Annotated in this window: 27 protein-coding genes and 1 other RNA gene; 25 read left to right on the forward strand and 3 right to left on the reverse strand. The window is 43.2% G+C overall.

Annotated features, from left to right (window positions below; translation table 11 throughout):
• Positions 1-14: 14 nt before the first annotated feature.
• The 17 genes from rplE (at position 15) to HUX64_RS04265 (ending at position 9,355) form a co-directional block, all read left to right on the forward strand.
• Complete coding sequence (gene rplE, locus HUX64_RS04185; RefSeq protein ID WP_174624980.1) at positions 15-554, forward strand: 50S ribosomal protein L5; 540 nt, start codon at positions 15-17, stop codon at positions 552-554.
• Between the two features lie 13 nt (positions 555-567).
• Positions 568-873, forward strand: a complete 306-nt coding sequence (rpsN, locus tag HUX64_RS04190) for a 30S ribosomal protein S14 (protein ID WP_174624981.1) — start codon at positions 568-570, stop codon at positions 871-873.
• Positions 874-903: 30 nt separating this feature from the next.
• On the forward strand, positions 904-1,299 hold the full coding sequence (rpsH, locus tag HUX64_RS04195) for a 30S ribosomal protein S8 (RefSeq protein ID WP_174624982.1): 396 nt from the start codon (positions 904-906) through the stop codon (positions 1,297-1,299).
• A gap of 12 nt (positions 1,300-1,311) precedes the next feature.
• Positions 1,312-1,845: a 50S ribosomal protein L6 gene (rplF, locus tag HUX64_RS04200; RefSeq protein ID WP_174624983.1), complete on the forward strand. Its 534-nt coding sequence runs from the start codon at positions 1,312-1,314 to the stop codon at positions 1,843-1,845.
• 9 nt (positions 1,846-1,854) lie between these two features.
• Positions 1,855-2,208, forward strand: a complete 354-nt coding sequence (gene rplR / locus HUX64_RS04205) for a 50S ribosomal protein L18 (protein ID WP_174624984.1) — start codon at positions 1,855-1,857, stop codon at positions 2,206-2,208.
• 9 nt (positions 2,209-2,217) lie between these two features.
• Positions 2,218-2,724 carry a 30S ribosomal protein S5 gene (gene rpsE, locus HUX64_RS04210; protein ID WP_174624985.1) on the forward strand — a complete coding sequence of 169 codons (507 nt, stop codon included), beginning with the start codon at positions 2,218-2,220 and terminating at the stop codon, positions 2,722-2,724.
• Between the two features lie 5 nt (positions 2,725-2,729).
• On the forward strand, positions 2,730-2,915 hold the full coding sequence (gene rpmD / locus HUX64_RS04215) for a 50S ribosomal protein L30 (RefSeq protein ID WP_174624986.1): 186 nt from the start codon (positions 2,730-2,732) through the stop codon (positions 2,913-2,915).
• Positions 2,915-3,349 carry a 50S ribosomal protein L15 gene (gene rplO / locus HUX64_RS04220; RefSeq protein WP_174624987.1) on the forward strand — a complete coding sequence of 145 codons (435 nt, stop codon included), beginning with the start codon at positions 2,915-2,917 and terminating at the stop codon, positions 3,347-3,349. The genes rpmD and rplO overlap by 1 nt, the downstream gene beginning before the upstream one ends.
• Entirely contained in the window at positions 3,350-4,672 is a 1,323-nt protein-coding gene (gene secY, locus HUX64_RS04225) for a preprotein translocase subunit SecY (protein ID WP_174624988.1), read from the forward strand.
• A 31-nt stretch (positions 4,673-4,703) separates the two neighbouring features.
• Entirely contained in the window at positions 4,704-4,817 is a 114-nt protein-coding gene (gene rpmJ / locus HUX64_RS04230) for a 50S ribosomal protein L36 (RefSeq protein ID WP_174624989.1), read from the forward strand.
• A gap of 76 nt (positions 4,818-4,893) precedes the next feature.
• Positions 4,894-5,250, forward strand: a complete 357-nt coding sequence (gene rpsM / locus HUX64_RS04235) for a 30S ribosomal protein S13 (protein ID WP_174624990.1) — start codon at positions 4,894-4,896, stop codon at positions 5,248-5,250.
• Positions 5,251-5,277: 27 nt separating this feature from the next.
• Positions 5,278-5,664, forward strand: coding sequence for a 30S ribosomal protein S11 (gene rpsK / locus HUX64_RS04240; RefSeq protein WP_174624991.1), 387 nt, complete (start codon positions 5,278-5,280; stop codon positions 5,662-5,664).
• Positions 5,665-5,681: 17 nt separating this feature from the next.
• The gene (gene rpsD / locus HUX64_RS04245) at positions 5,682-6,302 is read left to right on the forward strand and encodes a 30S ribosomal protein S4 (protein ID WP_174624992.1); all 621 of its coding nucleotides are present in this window, start codon (positions 5,682-5,684) and stop codon (positions 6,300-6,302) included.
• A gap of 21 nt (positions 6,303-6,323) precedes the next feature.
• The gene (locus tag HUX64_RS04250; protein ID WP_174624993.1) at positions 6,324-7,334 is read left to right on the forward strand and encodes a DNA-directed RNA polymerase subunit alpha; all 1,011 of its coding nucleotides are present in this window, start codon (positions 6,324-6,326) and stop codon (positions 7,332-7,334) included.
• A 20-nt stretch (positions 7,335-7,354) separates the two neighbouring features.
• Positions 7,355-7,729 carry a 50S ribosomal protein L17 gene (gene rplQ / locus HUX64_RS04255; protein ID WP_174624994.1) on the forward strand — a complete coding sequence of 125 codons (375 nt, stop codon included), beginning with the start codon at positions 7,355-7,357 and terminating at the stop codon, positions 7,727-7,729.
• A gap of 300 nt (positions 7,730-8,029) precedes the next feature.
• A complete protein-coding gene (nadC, locus tag HUX64_RS04260; protein ID WP_174624995.1) occupies positions 8,030-8,860 on the forward strand; it encodes a carboxylating nicotinate-nucleotide diphosphorylase in 831 nt (276 codons plus the stop codon).
• The gene (locus HUX64_RS04265) at positions 8,861-9,355 is read left to right on the forward strand and encodes a flavin reductase family protein (RefSeq protein WP_174624996.1); all 495 of its coding nucleotides are present in this window, start codon (positions 8,861-8,863) and stop codon (positions 9,353-9,355) included. It abuts the gene before it with no gap.
• A 46-nt stretch (positions 9,356-9,401) separates the two neighbouring features.
• Here the strand turns inward: HUX64_RS04265 and HUX64_RS04270 are convergent, their stop codons facing one another.
• From HUX64_RS04270 to HUX64_RS04280, 3 genes are read right to left on the reverse strand one after another with little or no spacing between them, the layout of a single operon-like run.
• Positions 9,402-9,989, reverse strand: coding sequence for a phosphoheptose isomerase (locus HUX64_RS04270; protein ID WP_174624997.1), 588 nt, complete (start codon positions 9,987-9,989; stop codon positions 9,402-9,404).
• A 12-nt stretch (positions 9,990-10,001) separates the two neighbouring features.
• The gene (locus tag HUX64_RS04275; RefSeq protein WP_174624998.1) at positions 10,002-10,373 is read right to left on the reverse strand and encodes a YraN family protein; all 372 of its coding nucleotides are present in this window, start codon (positions 10,371-10,373) and stop codon (positions 10,002-10,004) included.
• Positions 10,360-12,180: a penicillin-binding protein activator gene (locus tag HUX64_RS04280; protein ID WP_246246892.1), complete on the reverse strand. Its 1,821-nt coding sequence runs from the start codon at positions 12,178-12,180 to the stop codon at positions 10,360-10,362. The genes HUX64_RS04275 and HUX64_RS04280 overlap by 14 nt, the downstream gene beginning before the upstream one ends.
• Before the next feature lie 151 nt (positions 12,181-12,331).
• On the opposite strand from HUX64_RS04280, the gene rsmI reads away from it, so the two are divergent.
• The 8 genes from rsmI (at position 12,332) to HUX64_RS04320 (ending at position 20,314) form a co-directional block, all read left to right on the forward strand.
• Positions 12,332-13,186, forward strand: a complete 855-nt coding sequence (gene rsmI / locus HUX64_RS04285; RefSeq protein ID WP_174625000.1) for a 16S rRNA (cytidine(1402)-2'-O)-methyltransferase — start codon at positions 12,332-12,334, stop codon at positions 13,184-13,186.
• Positions 13,187-13,258: 72 nt separating this feature from the next.
• An RNA gene (gene rnpB, locus HUX64_RS04290) (RNase P RNA component class A) lies at positions 13,259-13,667 on the forward strand.
• A gap of 401 nt (positions 13,668-14,068) precedes the next feature.
• Entirely contained in the window at positions 14,069-14,533 is a 465-nt protein-coding gene (gene mraZ / locus HUX64_RS04295) for a division/cell wall cluster transcriptional repressor MraZ (RefSeq protein WP_174625001.1), read from the forward strand.
• A gap of 15 nt (positions 14,534-14,548) precedes the next feature.
• Positions 14,549-15,475 carry a 16S rRNA (cytosine(1402)-N(4))-methyltransferase RsmH gene (gene rsmH / locus HUX64_RS04300; RefSeq protein WP_174625002.1) on the forward strand — a complete coding sequence of 309 codons (927 nt, stop codon included), beginning with the start codon at positions 14,549-14,551 and terminating at the stop codon, positions 15,473-15,475.
• Positions 15,476-15,499: 24 nt separating this feature from the next.
• Positions 15,500-15,748 (forward strand): cell division protein FtsL, encoded by a 249-nt coding sequence (ftsL, locus tag HUX64_RS04305; protein WP_281355255.1) that lies wholly within the window; start codon positions 15,500-15,502, stop codon positions 15,746-15,748.
• Complete coding sequence (locus tag HUX64_RS04310) at positions 15,749-17,476, forward strand: peptidoglycan D,D-transpeptidase FtsI family protein (RefSeq protein ID WP_174625004.1); 1,728 nt, start codon at positions 15,749-15,751, stop codon at positions 17,474-17,476.
• A 7-nt stretch (positions 17,477-17,483) separates the two neighbouring features.
• The gene (locus HUX64_RS04315; RefSeq protein ID WP_174625005.1) at positions 17,484-18,956 is read left to right on the forward strand and encodes a UDP-N-acetylmuramoyl-L-alanyl-D-glutamate--2,6-diaminopimelate ligase; all 1,473 of its coding nucleotides are present in this window, start codon (positions 17,484-17,486) and stop codon (positions 18,954-18,956) included.
• Positions 18,953-20,314 carry a UDP-N-acetylmuramoyl-tripeptide--D-alanyl-D-alanine ligase gene (locus HUX64_RS04320; protein ID WP_174625006.1) on the forward strand — a complete coding sequence of 454 codons (1,362 nt, stop codon included), beginning with the start codon at positions 18,953-18,955 and terminating at the stop codon, positions 20,312-20,314. The genes HUX64_RS04315 and HUX64_RS04320 overlap by 4 nt, the downstream gene beginning before the upstream one ends.
• Position 20,315 lies beyond the last annotated feature (1 nt).

Here is a 20,315-nt window from a genome sequence, read left to right on the forward strand (position 1 = left end):
GGTGCAGATAAATCATGGCCAGACTAGAAACCGAATATAAAGAAAAAATTCTTCCCGTGCTTGTAAAGCAGTTTGCTTATAAGTCTGTAATGCAGGCGCCGCGAATCACCAAAATTACACTCAATATGGGTGTGGGCGGCGCTGTAGCTGATAAAAAGGTACTACAGTCAGCGGTCAGTGACATGGAGAAAATTTCCGGTCAAAAGCCAATAGTCACTTTGGCAAGAAAGTCAATTGCGGGATTTAAAATTCGTGACGATATGCCCATCGGTTGCAAGGTTACCTTGCGTAGCGATAGGATGTACGAATTTCTGGATCGTTTAATCAGTATTTCTATTCCTCGAATACGAGATTTTCGAGGCTTGAGCCCTAAAAGCTTTGATGGACGTGGTAACTATTCACTGGGTGTCAAAGAGCAAATCATTTTTCCCGAAATTGATTATGACAAAATTGACACTTTACGCGGTATGGATATTACTATTACAACAACAGCTCAAACCAATGAAGAAGGTTTGGCTTTGTTAAAGCTATTCAATTTTCCATTCAAGAACTGAAGGGCGGCGTCACATGGCAAAAAAATCAATAATTGCACGCGAAGACAAGCGTAAAAAATTAATTAAAAAGTATGATGTTAAACGTAAATTACTGAAAGAAATTATTAGGGATCCTAAAGCATCATACGAAGATAAAGAATCTGCTCATATACAACTGCAAAAATTACCCAGAGACTCAAGCGCAACCAGAGCCCGTAACCGTTGTAATTTAACGGGTCGCCCGCATGGGTATTATCGCAAGTTCGGCCTTAGTCGAAATAAACTGAGAAAGGCAACAATGCGGGGTGATGTGCCTGGTATAGTGAAGGCAAGTTGGTAAGATTGTTAGATCAAGTTTGGAGAAAAGAAAATGAGTATGACAGACCCCATAGCCGATATGCTGACCCGTATTAGAAACGGTCAATCTGCTGGCAAAAAAAATATCAAGCAGCCTTCGTCTAGATTAAAAATTTCTATTGCTAAGGTATTAAAACAGGAAGGTTTTATTACAGATTATACTACTGAAACCAACGCCAGTCATACCGAAATGACTATCGAATTGAAATATTACAAGGGTATTCCTGTAATAGAAAAGATAAAAAGAATTAGTAGACCTGGTTTACGTATTTATAAATCTAAAGACGAATTGCCAAAAGTACTTGGCGGATTGGGAATTGCTATTGTATCAACATCTAACGGTGTGATGACCGATAGAGCCGCCCGTGCAATTGGACATGGCGGTGAAGTTATTTGTACTGTTTGCTGAGGTAGGCGTGTTATGTCAAGAATTGCAAAAGCCCCCGTTACTATTCCCGGTGATGTGGATATAAAATTAAATGGGAATACTGTTACCGTGAAAGGAAGCAAGGGTATCCTATCATATCTTTTTAATTCAACTATAAGCCTTGATATTGCTGATAATGTAGTTCATGTGCAGTGGAATAAGGCTGATAAGCGCGCTACTGCTCAAGCTGGAACTGCCAGGGCCATTATAAATAATATGGTTACTGGTGTAACAGCGGGTTTTGAAAAAAAATTAACTCTGATTGGTGTAGGTTACAGAGCCCAGTCAAAGGGCAATATTCTTAATCTGGCGCTTGGTTTTTCTCATCCTGTAGATTACGAAATTCCAACTGGTATTTCAGTTGAAACCCCTAGCCCAACCGATATAGTAGTTAAAGGAAGTGATAAGCAGCAAGTAGGAGAAATCGCTGCAAAAATTAGGGCTTATCGTCCACCTGAACCCTATAAAGGGAAAGGTGTCAGATACGCTGAAGAGCATGTTGTAAGAAAAGAAGCTAAAAAGAAGTAAGGTAGCGTAATGGACAAGAAGCAATCCCGTATAAAGCGCGCGTTAAGATCGCGTAGTAAAATAAAAAAATTAAACATAATTCGTTTATCAATTCATAAAACTTCACAACACATTTATGCTCAGGTTATTAGTGGTGATGGAGCAGCTACGTTGGCAAGTGCGTCAACCACTGAGGCAGAAATCAAATCAGCTTTAAAAAGCACAGGCAATATAATTGCTGCCGCAGAAGTAGGAAAGCATATTGCCCAAAAAGCTCTTGCTGCTGGAGTAACGGAAGTTGCTTTTGATCGTTCAGGATTTAAATACCATGGTCGTGTTAAAGCATTGGCTGATGCTGCACGTGAAGCCGGTTTGAAATTTTAGGAGAATAAAATGGCTACAGCACCTGCCCAAGGCAGTACTGACGGTTTACAAGAAAAACTGGTTAATGTAAGACGTGTTGCAAAAGTAGTAAAAGGTGGTAGAGTTTTTGGTTTTACAGCATTAACAGTAGTAGGGGATGGTGAAGGACGAGTGGGCTACGGTATTAGTAAGGCCCGTGAAGTGCCAATTGCAATTCAGAAATCTCTGGAGCAGGCGCGAAAAAACATGCGCAAAGTCTCATTAAAAGGCGATACCCTACAATATCCTATTATGGCCACAACAGGAGCGGCAAAAGTTTATATGCAGCCGGCTTCTGAAGGTACAGGTATTATTGCAGGAGGAGCAATGCGAGCTGTATTCGAAGTGGTTGGCGTGCATAATGTATTGGCAAAATGTATTGGAACGAGTAATCCTATTAATGTCGTAAGAGCGACAATTAATGGTCTTACCGGAATGCATAATGCTAACCAGATTGCCGCAAAACGCGGCTTATCAGTTGAACAGATTATTGGGTAGTTGCAATGGCCGGTACAAAATTAAGTGTTACGATGACAAAGAGCAAATATGGACGCTTGCCGCGCCATCAAGTGTGTTTAAAAGGCTTGGGTTTACGAAAGATCGGCCAGACGGTCGAGGTGCTCAATACCCGTGAAAATCGAGGTATGATCAACAAGATATCATACATGCTAAAAGTCGAGGAAATATAATGTACCTAAATACCATCCAGGCAAACCACGGGTCACGTAAAAAAGCTAAACGTGTAGGCCGCGGCATAGGATGTACGCTTGGTAAAACTTGCGGCAGAGGACATAAGGGTCAGAAGGCGCGCAGCGGGGGTTTTCATAAGGTAGGTTTTGAAGGCGGTCAAATGCCTTTGCAACGTCGATTACCAAAAGTTGGTTTTACTTCACAATCACGCAGATATTCAGCAGAAGTTCGCTTAAGCGAATTGAATGGTTTAGTTACAGATGTGATTGATTTAAAGACATTAATAGATGCCAATATAGTTCCTGTTTTCACAAAAACAGCAAAGATAATTCAATCGGGTGAATTAAGCAAAACTGTCACTATTAAAGCTATTAAAGTTACTGTTGGAGCCAAAAAATCTATTGAAGCGGTTGGCGGAAAAGTAGAGGCATAGGTGAGTACTACAAGAACGCAGGCAACGGGAAAAGTCGGTGGTTTTTCGGAACTGAAAGCAAGATTGCTTTTCGTGTTAGGGGCCTTTTTTGTTTACCGAGTCGGCGCCCATATTCCTGTTCCCGGAATAGATCCTAAAGCGCTTGCGATTATGTTTGAACAGCAAAGCGGTTCTATCCTGGACATGTTTAACATGTTTTCAGGTGGTGCATTGATGCGTTTAAGTCTTTTTGCTCTTGGAATAATGCCTTATATCTCGGCATCAATTATTATGCAGCTGATGACTGTTGTCATACCGGCAATGGAACAACTGAAAAAAGAAGGCGAATCTGGAAGGCGCAAAATTTCCCAATACACACGTTTTGGCACGGTGGTATTGGCAACATTCCAAGCCATCGGTATCTCACTGGCATTGCAAAATCAAACCGCAGGTGGACTTTCAGTTGTTTTGAATCCTGGCATTAGCTTTATTCTAATTACGACGATTACACTGGTTACAGGCACGGTTTTTTTGATGTGGCTGGGAGAGCAAGTGACGGAACGGGGAATTGGTAACGGTATTTCACTTATTATTTTTGCCGGTATTGTTTCCGGATTGCCCAAGGCGATTGGCGGTACCTTGGAATTAGCTAGAACTGGCGAAATGAACAGTGCTTTCATTATACTGTTGTTCGTCCTATCGATTTCAGTTACTGCACTGGTTGTTTTTGTTGAGAGAGGGCAAAGAAGGATTCTAATCAATTATCCAAAAAGACAGCAAGGACGAAAAATGTATGCTGGGCAAAGCAGTTTTCTACCCTTGAAACTTAACATGGCTGGGGTAATTCCACCAATATTTGCGTCAAGTATTATCCTGTTTCCGGCTACAATTGCAGGCTGGTTTGGCAATACGGAAGGGTTTGCCTGGCTTCGAGATGTGGCCACTATGCTGTCACCCGGCCAGCCTGTCTACGTGATGTTTTATGCAACAGCGATAATCTTTTTTTGTTTCTTTTATACTGCTTTAGTATTTAATTCAAAAGAAACCGCTGAAAATCTGAAAAAATCCGGGGCTTTTTTACCGGGTATTAGACCTGGTCTTCAAACAAGTTCATACATAGATAAAGTAATGACCCGATTGACGTTAATCGGAGCGTTTTATATTACCCTGGTATGCTTATTGCCGGAGTTTTTGATTGTATACTGGAATGTTCCATTTTATTTTGGGGGCACCTCCTTATTGATTATTGTAGTAGTCGTAATGGATTTCATTTCGCAAATGCAAACTCATGTTATGTCTCAGCAGTATGAAGGCTTAATGAAAAAAGCCAACCTTAAAAAATGATTTATCATGCAAGAACCCAAAGGAGTTAGCTGTGAAAGTTCGTGCTTCTGTCAAAAAAATTTGTAGAAATTGCAAAGTTGTAAAAAGAAATGGTGTTGTTAGGGTTATCTGTTTAGACGGAAGACATAAACAACGCCAGGGCTAAAATTTATTGCGTCAAAATTACTGCAATGCTATAATTGGACGCTTAACTTTAGAATGCTACTCAGGGGAGTATCTAGATGGCGCGCATTGCCGGGATAAACATACCAGATCATAAGCATGCAGTGATAGCTTTAACTGCAATTTATGGGATTGGTCGTCAAACTGCAAATGAAATTTGCGGCGAGGCAGGAATATTACCTTTCGTAAAAATAAAAGAACTGACTGAAGAGCAATTAGAAGCTATTCGTAGCGTAGTTTCAAAGATAACAGTGGAAGGTGATCTGCGTCGAGAAGTTTCTATGAATATCAAACGTTTGATGGATTTAGGCTGCTACCGCGGTATAAGGCATCGCAGAGGTTTGCCTTTAAGAGGGCAAAGAACCAGAACAAATGCCCGTACTCGGAAAGGTCCGCGTAAACCTATAAGAAAATAAGTTATTCCTTATTATGAGGTCGAAGTAATGGCGAGTTCAAACCGCTCTAGGAAACGTATAAAAAAAGAAGTAGCTGATGGTATTGTGCATGTGCATGCTTCTTTCAACAACACAATCATAACTATCACAGATAGAAAAGGCAACGCACTATCATGGGCTACCTCAGGTGGTTCTGGTTTTCGTGGCTCAAGAAAAAGTACTCCGTTTGCTGCCCAGGTTGCCGCTGAAAAAGCCGGTACAGTTGCTCAGGAATTCGGCATGAAAAACCTTGATGTTATGATCAAAGGCCCGGGTCCAGGACGCGAATCGGCGGTGCGCTCTCTGAATAATCTAGGATTTAAAATTAATAATATTGTTGATGTGACGCCCATTCCTCATAATGGTTGCCGTCCGCCTAAGAAACGCCGCGTGTAAAAATCTGGAGTAGCATCATGGCAAGATATCTTGGACCTACCTGTAAATTAAGTCGAAGAGAAGGTACGGATCTGTTTTTAAAAAGCAGAGGAAAGTCCCTGGAAAACAAGTGTAAGCTGGATCAAAGGCCTGGCCAGCATGGTACCAAAAGGACGAGGAGTTCAGATTATGCCCTGCAGTTAAGAGCGAAACAACGCTTGCGCAGAATCTATGGCATTTTAGAAAAACAATTTAGAAATTACTATAAATCTGCAGATATGAAAAAAGGAGCAACAGGCGAAAATCTGTTGAATCTTCTAGAATCAAGATTAGATAACGTTGTGTATCGTATGGGATTTGCTTCTACCAGAGCCGAAGCTCGTCAGTTAGTCTGTCATAAATCTATCCAGGTAAATGGATCGCTGATTAATATTCCCTCTTATCAAGTGGTTCGAGGTGACGTGCTGACTATTAGAGAAAAAGCAAAAAAACAACAAAGAATTGTTGATGCTTTAACTGTAACAGAACAATACGGTTTTCCTGCCTGGGTCGAGGTTAATTCGAAAACCATGTCTGGCACATTTAGCTCATTGCCTGATCGCGCTGATTTGGGAAGTGATATTAATGAACAGCTGGTTGTGGAACTTTACTCTAAATAATTACAGTTCTGAGGAATATACATGCAGAATTCTATTTCTGGCTTATTAAAGCCTCGACTGGTTGAGGTTGTAAGCAAGAGTCACAATCATTCCAGAATCGTTATCGAGCCATTAGAACGCGGATTTGGTCACTCCCTTGGCAATGCATTGAGGCGGGTTTTGTTATCTACAATACCTGGCTGTGCTGTTACAGATGTGGAAATTGAAGGTGTACTTCATGAATATACCACTATAGAAGGTGTTCAGGAAGATGTTATTGATATTTTATTGAACTTCAAGAAGCTGGCAGTGGTTCTTCATTCAAGGGATGAGGTTGAACTCGCCCTTACCAAGAACGGCGCAGGCTGCGTTACTGCAGCTGATATTGCCGTTCCTCATGATGTTGAAATCATTAATCCTGATTTAGTCATTGCGAATTTAACGCAAGCTGGTGTTTTAAACATGAAGATCAGAGTGCGCAGAGGAAGAGGATACGAGCCTGTAAGCGCCCGTAAAATAAATCCTGAGCATAACCCCATGATAGGTGCGCTTCAATTAGATGCATCATACAGTCCGATTGTTAAGGTAGCTTATCAGGTTGAGAGCACCCGTGTTGAACAGCGAACTAATTTAGATAAATTGATCATTGAACTGGAGACAAACGGGACTGTAGATCCAGAAGAAACTATAAAACTCGCCGCAACCATCCTTCATGATCAATTATCCGTTTTTGTGGATTTTGAAAAAGTAAATGATGAGCTTACGGAAGAAGAAATACAAGTTGAAGAAGTATTCGAGCCAGTGCTTCTGCGACCTGTCGACGATCTTGAACTTACGGTACGGTCTGCTAACTGTTTAAAAGCCGAAAATATTTTTTATATTGGTGATTTAATTCAACGCACTGAAGTTGAATTATTAAAGACTCCAAATCTTGGAAAAAAATCTTTAACTGAAATAAAAGATATATTAGCTTTAAAAGGTTTATCTCTGGGCATGAGATTAGAAAACTGGCCGCCTGAAAACCTTTCTGATCAAGCTCACTCAGCAAACTAACATTTTAGGTCATTTTTACAATGCGACATCGAAAATCTGGTAGAAAATTTAATATAAATAGCAGTCATCGTAAGGCTTTATTTAGCAATATGGTTAATTCGTTATTCAAGTATGAACTAATTAAAACCACCTTACCAAAAGCAAAGGAATTAAGAGGTTTTGCGGAGCCATTAATTACTTTATCCAAGGAAGATAATGTGGCCAAAAGGCGTCAGGCTTTCTCCAGATTACGAGATAGGGAAGTTGTAACTAAGCTTTTTAATGAGTTGGGCCCACGTTATAAGAATAGGGCAGGCGGCTATTTACGCATTATGAAATGCGGATTTAGACCGGGGGATGATGCGCCAATGGCTTATGTCGAACTAGTCGACCGATCTGAGGCAGGCAATATTTGACAACATTTTATATCATTTAGAGTGACAATTCTTAAGATTGTCACTTGTTTTTCTGCTAAAAACTTCCTTTCTTGACGTTGTCTTAATAAAGCTGGCTGAAGCGATATAAGATAATTTTTCCTCCTCATGCTGCTTTCGCAAAACAGCCCGTATGAGCATAGAACATGTGCTTTTTTTTTATTCTGTTTGAGCTCTTGATTAAGCGTTTTCAGAAATTCAAATTCTTAAAGCAAAAGCTCTAATTAATATATTTAAAAATATTAGCTAATAATGGATTAATCATTTATTGAAATTACTATAATGTCTGATCTGTTAAAAATTACAGAAATTAAAACTTTTCTTGAAGAAGATATAGGGGAAGGGGATTTATCGGCTACTATTATTTCCGATACTATAAGAGCGGAAGCCGAAGTTATTACGCGCCAGAATATGGTGCTATGCGGTCAAGCGTGGTTTGAGGCTATATTCAGGTATCTTGATAATATAATTCAAATTAGCTGGATCGTAGCTGAAGGCGAAACCGCTAATAAAGATTCGATAATTTGCACACTAAAAGGCCCTGCCAAAAGTCTGCTGACCGGAGAACGCACAGCTCTTAATTTACTACAAACCTTATCCTCCACTGCAACTATTGCCAGACAATTTGCAGATGCAGTTGCGGGTACTGGATGTAAAGTGCTGGATACCCGTAAAACAATTCCGGGGTTGAGAAATGCCCAGAAATATGCCGTGACTTGCGGCGGTTGTTATAATCACAGAATGGGTTTATATGATGGTGTCTTAATTAAGGAAAATCATATAATGGCAGCAGGATCCATTCGGAAGGCGATTGAGTCAGCGCGGAGAAAAACATCAGTTCCTGTCGAAGTTGAAGTTGAAAATATGAAGGGATTACTAGAGGCTATCTCAGCCAAACCCGATCGGATTATGCTTGATAACTTTAGCCTACAAAATATACGCGCTGCAGTAGCCTTGAATGAAAAAAATATAGAGCTTGAAGCTTCCGGCAATATCAACCTCGATAATATACGGGCAATTGCCGAAACCGGCGTTGATTATATTTCCATCGGCGCCCTAACCAAGCATATTAAAGCAGTGGATCTGTCAATGCGTATTAACCTGGTCAAGTAAATGATCGAAAATTGTGATGCGCTATTCAAGCAAATCAGTCATGGAGTTTATGTAGTAGGGGTAAGTGACGGCATCCATCAAAATGCTTTTACTGCAGCATGGGTGATGCAAGTATCATTCAATCCACCACTACTGGCATTCAGTATAAATCCAGAGCACTACTCTTATAAATTATTGCAGGCCGGGGGTATTTGTACCGTCAATGTGTTAGGCCAGGATCAGTTCCGAGTAGCAGAGCATTTTGGTTGCTCAAACATTAAAGATAAGATGATGGGTTTTCAATGGCAGGAAGACAAAACCGGGGCACCGATTTTAACCGAAAGTCTGGCTTATTTTGAGTGTCAGGTCAGTCACTATACTGATGCTGGCGATCATAAAATTGCTGTCTGCAAAGTGATAGGGGCGGCCAAGCTTAACCAGGGACAACCCTTATTGTATAACCAGACGGGCGATATGGATGGCAGCAGTATAATTTATAGCGATAATCTGCTTTAAATTTAGCATAGATCAAAAATACGGGGGTTTTGCTCTTATTTGTTGGTTATCCGCCAAATAGTTGATGATCAATCAAATCACATAAACAATGGGTAATTAGCACATGGATCTCCTGAATTCGTGCGCTTGAATTTGACGGCACGCGAATTTCCAAATCTTTTTCATTAAGTAAGGGAGCAATCATGCCGCCGTCTTTACCGGTTAAGGCTATGATGGATAATCCTTTATCGTGAGCTGATCTGACAGCTTTAGCGATATTGGCGGAATGACTGCCAGCGCTGTATGCGACTAATATATCGCCGTTTTGACCTAACGCTCTGAGCTGTTTAGAGAAAATGTCATCAAAGTTGTAATCATTTGCTATTGCTGTAATGGTTGCCGTATCTGTAGTTAATGCAAAAGCGGGCAAGGAGGGTCGTTCGCGTTCGAACTGGTTGAGCAGTACGGATGATAGAAGCTGGGCACTCGTGGCTGAACAGCCATTGCCGCAAGATAATATTTTTTTATCGTTCAGTAAGGTTACCACCAATCGTTGCGAAGCGACCTCTATGAACTCGGAAAGATGGGTCAATGCATCCTGCTGGGTTTGGATGCTGTCAGAGAAGTGATTGATTATTCTGTCTTGTAAGCTCATGGCAAGTAAATTCTAGGTTGGAAATGCGTTTTGAATCCAGTCAATATCGCCATTCCCGGAGATGGCCACCACATCAAAGCGGATGGGATCGTCTCTTTTTAGAGTCGATAAATAAATATGCGTGGCTGATATTATACGGGATTGTTTTGTATGGGTAATGCTCTCCAGGGCGCTGCCGTATTTATTTGTTTTACGGAACCTGACTTCTATGATAACCAGGGTTTTATTATCGGTCATGATTAAATCGAGCTCGCCCTGTTTACAGCGGAAATTCCGGCAGACTGGCTTAAGCCCTTTGCTAATAAGGAATTTTTGCGCCTGCTGTTCAGCGCTTTCACCCCGGAGCAGGTGAGCCGCTTTTGTTTTGAGCTTAGTCAGCAACATTGTTAATCATCATTTCTGGCGGTTTGGGTTTTTTATCTGGGCTAATTTCATTGTTAATGGCTGAAGAATCCGTGTCATCGGGACTCTCAACCGGATTATTGATAACGCCTGTAACTTCAGGTAATCCTGCTGTAAATGTGGCGCAGATCAGTTTGCGTTTGATGCGATTGTCATCGGTTAGAGAAAGATTGCCAGTAGCGCCGGGATAGGAATTAATATTCAGATCGGATAGTTGGGTGGCCAGGTTATAAGCATCAATACCCATTGCAATCAGCCGTAAATAAGCATTGGGGAATTGTTGCCAGATGTCCCGCAGAGCCTCCATGCTGAGGTTTCCTAGATAGGCTTTGTCAAGCAGCCAGGGCATATCACAAAAAGTTATTTTGTCAAGATCGGAATCAAGTGATGGATTGGGCTGACCGGTATATATATTAGGCAGCGCATAAACAGGTAGTTTGCCGGCTTGATAATACTGTAGCTGAGGATTGATGGAGCGTGCCTCAGTGCTATAAGCGCTTAACAATATAACATCGGCATCCTGCCTTCTTCTGGGAGTGAATTTTAGCGACGGTACCAGTTCAAGCATTTTATTGTAACGGTTTTCGCTTTCATCCAAATTAAGCAGTTTTTTAATGGGAGACGAAAAGTCATTTTTCTTTGGATTATAGGCTTGTATTTCCATGATGGTGCCGTCGGTTCGTTGCCAGCTTTCAGTAAAATAATCGGCAATGCGTTTACCTTGAGCGGTATCAGGGATTAGTAATAGCGCCTTCTGATAGCCATCTGCCCACGCTCTATGGGTCACTTCTTCAACGTCGTCAATGGGGCTAAGGGCAAATTGATAGAGGTTATCTTTTTGCAAATCCGGTATATGGTTTAATGCAAGCACGGGTATAGTAAATATGACGGAATCGGCAAGGCCTTGGATGCTTTCTTTGCTGAGTGGGCCGATAATCAGCTGGGCGCCTTCCGAAACGGCTTGGTTAAATAAGGCCGGCAGTGCATGCTCGCTGTTATAAAAGCGAAGGACGGGTTTAGGGGACCTGCCGGCCGTATAGTTGTAAGCGGCCATAAACCCTGCCCGTACAGCTTTCCCTGCCTGGGTAAAAGGACCGGATTCGGGCAAAAAAATCGCGATTGAGTTAAAGGGAATACTTCCCGGCTTCTCCAGGAGATTTTCTAAAAAAGCAGAATTTGCCGGATGTCCGGGGTAAGCTGCACGCCATTGCAGGAGTTGAGTGTTAAAATCGGGCTGGCCTTTTAACTTTAAAATTCGCGCTAATGATATCCATCCATCTAAAGTAGGGATTGATAAAAGTTGCTTTTCTTGCAGGGATGAGTCTGACAACAGGCCTAATGTTTCTAAAATAGCTGCTTGGTTTTTCTGGCGTTGTTCAACTGATGTTAGTAACGAATTGAGTTCTATTCTCGCTTTGGCACTGTCTAATAAATTTCCAGTTAATGAAAAAGCAAATGCCTGGGATTGAAAGTATTTGATTTTATTATCGAGGTTTAATTGCTGAGGTTGTATTAACGCCAGTTTGTCAATTGCCTGCTCGGCATCGCCGGAACTGAGCATAATTTGGACAAAAAGTAAATTCAGCTGATCACGTTGCTGCGGAGCCAGGTAAAATGGATCTAAAGTATCCGCAGTGTTTTTAGCAGCTTCGCTCTCTCCAGCCTGGATTAGGGAATCGATACTCTGCAAGCGGTGATTGATTTGTTCGAGAGACAGCGCAGGAGGAACTGACTGGTACAATCCGGGTGTCTGCTCAGGCTGAGTACTTTGTATAGACGGCTTTGTCAAGATGCTATCGCCTTGATGAGGAACACGTTTGACCGGCCCCGGACTGCAACCGGAAAAAATCGCCACACCCAAAGGCAAAGCGCAAAGTAATAGCTGCTTACAGCTTTGCTCGAACCTACTGTTTAAAAGGTTACCCATATGAGAACATTGAATGTCAAGTGAATGCGGTAAATTATACGTAGTTGCTACGCCAATTGGTAATTTAGCTGATATTAGTTTTCGAGCGGTAGACATATTAAAACAGGTCGATTTGATTGCGGCGGAAGATACTCGACATGTAAAAAAGCTGCTGCAGCATTATGGCATTACCAATAAGCTGGTGTCATTACACCAGCAAAATGAAGATAAAGCCTCATCTGTTTTGCTGAAAAAATTGCTAGCGGGGCAATCCGTTGCCCTGGTTTCCGATGCAGGAACGCCGCTCTTAAGTGATCCTGGTATGCCGCTGGTAAAAATGGTTAAGGATGCAGGTCTCGATGTTGTACCAATACCGGGAGCTTGCGCATTCATTGCTGCATTGTCGGCCGCGGGACTGCCGGTTACCCGGTTTTCATTTGAAGGTTTTTTACCAAGAACTTCATCGGCGCGAAAGGCCTTTTTTAGTGAAAAAGTCATGTCTACAAGAACATGGATATTTTATGAATCCTGTCATCGCATTCTGGCTTCCTTACAAGACATGGGGGAAATAATACCATTAGGCCGCTCAATTGTTATTGCCCGGGAATTGACAAAGCTGCATGAAACTATTGTGAAAACCAGTTTGGGGAATGCGCTTGAAATGGTAGAGCAAAACGAGAACATGAGGAAGGGCGAGTTTGTTGTTCTTGTTGATGGGGCGGCGGTTGCGGATAAAAAAGCGCAAATTATTACTGCTGAGCAGGGAAATTTACTCCGTGTTTTGTTACGAGAGTGTTCGATTAAAACTGCTGTTACAATGGCTGTAGAAATTACCGGAGTTAAAAAGAAGCTATTGTATCAGGCGGCGTTGGCGCTCGATAAAGAATAAGGTGCTTAGAATTGACGTTAATATTTTCTAGAATGGCGTTGACTAGATGAATACAGTATACTGATCAGTGAAAGAGTCGGCTGAGCAGTCGCTGTTTTATCGCCACGATAAAATGGAGGAAAGTCCGGGCTCCATTGGGCAGGGTGCCAGGTAACGCCTGGGGGGCGTGAGCCTACGGAAAGTGCCGCAGAAAATATACCGCCCAACCCCTGGATATTTAGTGCCATAAGATCATATGGATAATGGATTATGGTTGCCAGATGATTCAGAGGTTGGGTAAGGGTGAAAAGGTGCGGTAAGAGCGCACCGCGCAACTGGTAACAGAAGTGGCATGGTAAACCCCACCCGGAGCAAGATCAAATAGAGGAACAGACGCGCGGCCCGCGCGGTTCCCGGGTAGATTGCTTGAGCTGCAAGGTGACTTGCAGCCTAGATGAATGGCTGTTCTCGACAGAACCCGGCTTACAGGCCGACTCTTTCTTCCCACTCCTTTCCAGATATTTATATATTTTAGAGTTATTCATTATTATTGGATGATAACTGCTAAAGATATTCCGGTTTTGACCCCTCATCAAATCTGTCCGGTAAATATTGCCCCATTATCTTCTTCTTTATTCTTTCTGATACCTGAAAAGATCGATATTTTTTACCGTATTTTTTAAAGTACCCTATCAAAAACAATAAATAAGTTATTGACCTTAAAATAATTTATTTTTATGAATCCTGATCTTCATTAGGATTGCCCGCGTTGATACAGGGCAATCTTAGAAAAGAAAAATTTTAAATGAAATCACCCTTGACTCAGGGGTATTTGAAAACTATAGTGAATCTTAGTGGTGAAAAGTGGTAAAAAATGGGTTTTTTGGGAATTTGGAGTAGAACTTGTTTCGAGGCAGGCGTTTAGTCAATCTGGATGATAAAGGACGTCTTGCCATTCCCACTCGCTATAGGGATGAATTACAGGAATGTTGCGAAGGTCAGATGGTCGTTACGGTTACTGTAAATGAACGCTGTGTTGGAGAGAACGGTTGTTTATGGCTTTACCCGCTTCCTGAATGGGAGAAACTTGAACAGACTATTAGCAAGTTACCTACATTGAATAAAATGGCTGGCAAGTTGAGACGATTTGTCATTGGTAATGCGTCCGAATGCGAGATGGATGGCCAAGGCCGCTTGCTGTTGCCGGAAAAGTTGAGAATATTTGCGAAGTTAGAAAAAAAAGTTGAATTGGTCGGTCAACTTAATAAATTTGAAATCTGGAATGAAGAGGCATGGGCAGCAAAAGAAAATAATTGGCTCGATGGCGATAGTGAAGGATTAGAAGATCTGGGGCCACTAACTTTTTAATACGGGAGATCGTCAGTGGAACATTTGCCCGTTATGCTTGCTGAAGCGCTACAACAGTTAACTATTAAAAAGAACGGTGTGTATGTGGATTGCACCTTCGGCCGGGGAGGGCATAGTCGCGGAATTTTAAATCAATTGAATGCATCCGGTCGATTACTGGCTTTTGATCGGGATTTTGAAGCGATTAATTCTGATTATGCCCAGACGCTACTTAAAGACGAGCGCTGCCTATTAAAGCAGGGTCGTTTTTCCCAATTACAAAGCCTTGTCGCAAGCGAAAGCCTGGCTGGAGAAATAGACGGTATTTTGATGGATTTGGGCGTCTCGTCACCACAACTGGATAATCCCGAACGGGGCTTTAGCTTTTTGCGGGAGGGCCCGTTGGATATGCGTATGGAGGTTCAGGCAGGGATTTCGGCAGAACAATGGTTGGCTACTATTGATGAGAAGAAGCTGGTCAGGATTTTATTTGAGTATGGCGAAGAACGATTTGCACGACGCATAGCCCGCGCTATTGTTGAAAGCAGATCAGAATCACCGCTGGCCACGACCAAACAATTGGCCAGCTTGATTGAAAAGGCAGTGCCTGCACGGGATCGTCACAAACATCCTGCAACACGTACTTTTCAGGCCATACGGATTTACATTAATGATGAGCTGGATGAACTGAAGGCTGCCTTACAACAATCTGCTCAGGCTTTAAGACCCGGAGGACGGTTAGTAGTCATTTCCTTTCATTCTCTCGAAGATCGAATTGTAAAACGATTTATTAAAGATGAGTCCGGGGCCAAATATGACCCCGGCAAGTTACCGGTTAGGGAAAACGATATTGCTAAAGGCTGTTTAAAGAAAATAGGCAAGTCATTGAAAGCCAGTGAGCAGGAGGTCATCCAAAATCCAAGAGCACGCAGTGCAATCATGCGGGTTGCAGAGAGGATTTGAGTGGCAATAAAGCGCTTTTTGACTGTGGCTGGACTAATGACAGTGCTTCTGATATCGGCTTTGGTTGTGATTTATAGCAAATACTACTCGCGTTTGCTTTTTATTAAGATTCAGGAGCAAGAACGAGCCCTGGATCAGTATGAAGTGGAATGGGGACAGTTGCAGCTGGAACTGACCACTTTAACTGAAGAGAATCGGGTGGAACTGGTGGCGAGGAAGAACTTGAAGCTGAGAGTGCCGCTACGTGAAAAAATTGTTTATATAAAACCGTAAATGTTGGATTTTCGTAATAAACCTAAAACCAGAAAGCCGGCAGGGGATTTTTCTGACAGAAGAAAATTTCTGGTGATTTTTATGATGACATGTATGGTTGTGCTGATTGGCCGCGCTGTTGATTTACAGGTATTGAATAAACAATTTCTCAAGGCTCAGGGTAATAGGAGGCATGTAGATGAGGTATCTGTTTCGGCATACCGGGGCATGATCAAGGATAGAAATGGTGAACCCTTGGCCATCAGCTCGCCGGTTCAATCCATTTGGGTGAATCCGCAGGAGCTGAAATTGGCTGGCAAAGCCAGGATTAAGCAAATGGAAAAACTGCTGGATCTGCAGCCCGGTAAAATCAGTTCATTACTTAACGAAAATTCCCACAAGCAGTTTGCTTATGTGGCACGCCGGCTTAATCCCGGTTTTGCCGATCAAGTTAAAGCGTTAAAACTTAAAGGCGTTTACTTCGAGCGCGAATTCAAGCGCTACTATCCTGCCGGTGGAGTTTCGGCACATTTGGTCGGCTTTACCAATGTTGATGATATTGGCCAGGAAGGGCTGGAATCGGGTTTTGAAAAGTTATTAAAAGGTATTCGAGGAAGCAAGCGGATCATCAGAGATGGACAACGCCAGATCATTGCAGATGTTGAAAATATAAAAGAGCCTGTGGCAGGAAAAAACCTGGAGTTAAGCATTGATCAGCGCATCCAGTATCTGGCCTATCGGGAATTACAGCTGGCAGTTAGCGCCAACAAGGCAAAATCGGCAGCCTTGATCGTGCTGGATGCCAAGAATGGGGAAATTCTCGCAGCCGTGAATCAACCGTCATTCAACCCTAACACAAGAAAAGGTTTAAAGGAAAATTTGTACAGAAACAGGGCAATAACTGATGTATTTGAACCGGGCTCCACGATTAAGCCATTTGTTGTTGCAGCCGCTTTGGACGGAGGTTATGTCCGGCCTGGCGAGGTTTTTGAAACACATGGGATCTATCGGGTCGGCCACCATTTGGTTAAGGATGTTCATAATTATGGAAGCCTGGATTTAATGGGTGTATTGAAAAAATCCAGTAATGTTGCGGTAAGTCAGATGGCCTTGAAAATGCCTCCAAAATATTTTTGGAATGTTTATCACCGGCTTGGATTTGGAATGGCAGCAGGCTCCGGATTTCCTGGAGAAGCCAGCGGGAGTTTGCTGGACTATCAAAGATGGCATGATTTTGAGAGGGCTACCCTGTCATTCGGCTATGGCTTGAGCACTTCGGTCTTACAGCTTGCAAGAGCCTATACGGCATTGGCAGATGATGGCCTCCTGCATTCAGTCAGTCTGCTGAAGCGGGATGAAGATATTGATGCGCAACGTGTATTTTCAGCTAAAACGGCCAGGAGCGTTAGGGCAATGCTGGAAAATGTGATTATGAAAGATGGCACAGCCTATGAAGCCCGGGTTGATGGTTACCGTGTCGCCGGTAAAACCGGGACAGTAAAAAAGGCCGGCGCAGGAGGATATACGGGAAAAAATTATTTTGCTGTTTTTGCCGGAATGGCCCCTGCCGACAAGCCTCGGGTGATCATTGTCGTGATGATTGATGAGCCTTCTGCAGGTCAGTATTATGGCGGACTAGTTTCGGCCCCGGTATTTTCCAAAGTAATGGCTGGCGCCTTGAGAGTACTCGATATTGCTCCGGATCAGGAAAGTACCATGCCTATTTTGCTGACGCGGCAGGATCCTTAAGTTCTAGATGCAACTGAAAAATTTACTGAAAGGACTGGCGGCAGTGGACAAAGACATGCGGGTTACTGGCCTGGCCCTGGATAGCCGGACAGTAATGTCCGGGAATGTGTTTATTGCCCTGGATGGTGCAAAACAGCATGGCTTGATGCATACGGAACAGGCAGTTAAAAAAGGCGCCTGCGGGATTATTTTTGATCCTGCCGGTGGCGGCGCGCAGTTGGCGGAGCAAATTAATGATGTGGCGCTTGTTGCAGTAGAGGGTTTGGGCTTGAAGTTAGGAGAAATCGCGGCCCGTTTTTATAACTACCCGTCACGGACTATGGATGTTATTGGCATTACCGGCACCAATGGGAAAACCTCTTGCAGTCAATTTCTAAGTCAGCTGCTGGATGATTGCGGCGTTATCGGAACGCTTGGTTGGGGTGACCGGGGAAAGCTTCATAACACGCTTAATACTACGCCTGATGCCTTGACGATCCAGAAAATACTGGCGGAACTGTTAAACAATAAAAAGACGGCAGTGGCAATGGAAGTTTCATCGCATGGCCTGGAGCAGGGGCGGGTCAATGGCATTGTATTTAAAGGCGCTGTATTTACCAATATAAGTCGTGATCATCTGGATTATCACCAGTCAATGGACGCCTATGTGCAGGCCAAATTAACCTTTTTGGAAAAGCCCGGTTTAGCCTTTGCAGTGGTAAATCTGGATGATGCTTATAGCCGGCAGATTAGTGCCGCAGTTCCTGAATCTGTCGTTATTTGGGGTGTGAGTGTTAAGGGAAAAACCTCGGCAGCAGGGGAGAGTGTCAATGCAGCAAATATTGTGCACCAAATTGACGGGATTGAGTTTGACATACGCTGGCGGGAGTATGCGCAGCGGGTAAAAGTGCCGCTTTATGGCGATTTTAATAGCGAGAATGTTTTAACCGTTTTGACTGTCATGCTGGCTATGGGTATTTCATTTAAGGATGCCGTTAACAGGCTTACGCACATAAAAGCCGTTACGGGTCGTATGGAACGGCTGTTTGGAGAGCAAGAGCCTCTGATTTTTATTGATTATGCGCACACGCCGGATGCTTTGGATAAAGTTTTATCCAGTTTGAGAAAGCATAGCAATGAGGATTTATGGGTGGTTTTTGGCTGTGGTGGTAACAGAGACACGGGTAAACGCGCGCAAATGGGCAAAATTGCAGAGCGTTGGGCCGACCATGTAATAGTCACCGATGACAATCCGCGTTTTGAAAACGGGTTGGATATAGTGAGGGAAATCTTGACTGGATGCAGTTCAGATAAAGTTGAAGTGATCCAAAACCGAGAGCAGGCGATCCAACAAGTGATTTCAAAAGCTGCGGAACATGATTGCATTGTGATTGCCGGAAAAGGCCACGAGCAATATCAGGAAATCAACGGCGTGCGCTTGCCTTTCAGCGATAAACGGATTGCGCTTGAAGCATTAAAAATGCGGGCTGCGAACCGGTGAATATGAAGCTGAGTGAAATTGCCGAATGCGTACAGGGACAACTTGTCGGGGAAGATGACGTAATCACTTCGGTCAGCATTGACACCCGCACTATAAAGCCGGGCCAGCTTTATATTGGGATTAAGGGCAAAAACTTTGACGGCAATGAGTTTGTCCGTGAGGCAGAGCAAGCCGGAGCTACCGCAGCCATTATTAATAACGGCTTTGCAGCAGCCATACCCTACATCAGGGTCGAGGATACTCATTTGGCTTTGGCTGAACTGGCCGGTAGCTGGCGCAAAAAAATGCCGGTTTCAATTGTCGGCATTACCGGCAGCAACGGCAAGACGACCGTTAAGGAAATGGTTGCGGCAATACTGGGCATTAATGACACCGTATTGTTTACCCAGGGTAATTTGAATAATGATATTGGCGTTCCTTTAACATTACTGCGCCTCAATGAGCAACACCCTTATGCCGTGATTGAAATGGGGGCTAACCATCCTGGAGAAATTCAATACACAAGCAGCTATGCACAGGCTGATGTGGTAGTCATTACCAATGCAGGGGCTGCGCATATAGAAGGATTTGGCAGTATTGACGGCGTTGCCCGGGCAAAGGGGGAAATTATACAGACGCTAAAAGCACAGGGGATTGCCATTCTTCCCCGGGACGATGACTTTTTCGATTATTGGAAATCAGTAGCCGGAAGCAGAAAGCTTATGTCTTTTGGCTTGAATGATGGCGCTGATGTCACTGCCCGCTCCATTAAAACCGAAATTTGTAATAAACAGTTTGTTACCACCTTTGAATTAGTCACTGCGCAAGGCTTTCTGTCAGTGAACTTAAACCTGGCGGGCCGGCATAATGTGATGAATGCCTTGGCGGCAACGGCGGCGTGCCTGGCGCTGGGCATTGAATTGGAGCAGATTAAACAGGGACTGGAAACGGTAGTCCCGGTAACCGGGAGGCTGCAGCCGCTGCTAAGCCGCTTCGGAAATATTGTTATTGACGATACCTATAACGCTAATTCTGCCTCACTGAAAGCAGGTCTTGATGTTTTGGCTGACTGCGAAGGTGAGCCCTGGCTTGTTTTAGGGGCATTTGGCGAGTTGGGGCCGGAAAGCTTGAAAATACACGAAGAGATAGGCGAGCTTATTAAATCGCGGGGTATTGTTCGCCTGCTGGCTATAGGTCCAGATGCCAGGAATACCGTAAAGTGCTTTGGCCAGGGAGGAACTTTTTTTGAGACACAGCAGAATTTAATTGAGGTGCTTAATCAGGAACTTACCGGCAAAGAGACGATTTTGATCAAAGGGTCACGAGTACAGCGCATGGAAAATATAGCTGAAGCGCTGGTTGAGAACTACAGGATTTAGA

Source organism: Candidatus Methylobacter favarea, assembly GCF_902806695.1.
GTDB classification, from domain to species: domain Bacteria; phylum Pseudomonadota; class Gammaproteobacteria; order Methylococcales; family Methylomonadaceae; genus Methylobacter_B; species Methylobacter_B favarea.

Excerpts from the sequence above, each read along its gene's own strand:
- rplE (WP_174624980.1), top strand. The coding sequence starts at position 15 with ATGGCCAGACTAGAAACCGAATATAAAGAAAAAATTCTTCCCGTGCTT.
- rpsN (WP_174624981.1), top strand. The coding sequence starts at position 568 with ATGGCAAAAAAATCAATAATTGCACGCGAAGACAAGCGTAAAAAATTA.
- rpsH (WP_174624982.1), top strand. The coding sequence starts at position 904 with ATGAGTATGACAGACCCCATAGCCGATATGCTGACCCGTATTAGAAAC.
- rplF (WP_174624983.1), top strand. The coding sequence starts at position 1,312 with ATGTCAAGAATTGCAAAAGCCCCCGTTACTATTCCCGGTGATGTGGAT.
- rplR (WP_174624984.1), top strand. The coding sequence starts at position 1,855 with ATGGACAAGAAGCAATCCCGTATAAAGCGCGCGTTAAGATCGCGTAGT.
- rpsE (WP_174624985.1), top strand. The coding sequence starts at position 2,218 with ATGGCTACAGCACCTGCCCAAGGCAGTACTGACGGTTTACAAGAAAAA.
- rpmD (WP_174624986.1), top strand. The coding sequence starts at position 2,730 with ATGGCCGGTACAAAATTAAGTGTTACGATGACAAAGAGCAAATATGGA.
- rplO (WP_174624987.1), top strand. The coding sequence starts at position 2,915 with ATGTACCTAAATACCATCCAGGCAAACCACGGGTCACGTAAAAAAGCT.
- rpsM (WP_174624990.1), top strand. The coding sequence starts at position 4,894 with ATGGCGCGCATTGCCGGGATAAACATACCAGATCATAAGCATGCAGTG.
- rpsK (WP_174624991.1), top strand. The coding sequence starts at position 5,278 with ATGGCGAGTTCAAACCGCTCTAGGAAACGTATAAAAAAAGAAGTAGCT.
- rpsD (WP_174624992.1), top strand. The coding sequence starts at position 5,682 with ATGGCAAGATATCTTGGACCTACCTGTAAATTAAGTCGAAGAGAAGGT.
- HUX64_RS04250 (WP_174624993.1), top strand. The coding sequence starts at position 6,324 with ATGCAGAATTCTATTTCTGGCTTATTAAAGCCTCGACTGGTTGAGGTT.
- rplQ (WP_174624994.1), top strand. The coding sequence starts at position 7,355 with ATGCGACATCGAAAATCTGGTAGAAAATTTAATATAAATAGCAGTCAT.
- nadC (WP_174624995.1), top strand. The coding sequence starts at position 8,030 with ATGTCTGATCTGTTAAAAATTACAGAAATTAAAACTTTTCTTGAAGAA.
- HUX64_RS04265 (WP_174624996.1), top strand. The coding sequence starts at position 8,861 with ATGATCGAAAATTGTGATGCGCTATTCAAGCAAATCAGTCATGGAGTT.
- HUX64_RS04270 (WP_174624997.1), bottom strand. The coding sequence starts at position 9,989 with ATGAGCTTACAAGACAGAATAATCAATCACTTCTCTGACAGCATCCAA.
- HUX64_RS04275 (WP_174624998.1), bottom strand. The coding sequence starts at position 10,373 with ATGTTGCTGACTAAGCTCAAAACAAAAGCGGCTCACCTGCTCCGGGGT.
- rsmI (WP_174625000.1), top strand. The coding sequence starts at position 12,332 with ATGTCAAGTGAATGCGGTAAATTATACGTAGTTGCTACGCCAATTGGT.
- HUX64_RS04310 (WP_174625004.1), top strand. The coding sequence starts at position 15,749 with ATGTTGGATTTTCGTAATAAACCTAAAACCAGAAAGCCGGCAGGGGAT.
- HUX64_RS04315 (WP_174625005.1), top strand. The coding sequence starts at position 17,484 with ATGCAACTGAAAAATTTACTGAAAGGACTGGCGGCAGTGGACAAAGAC.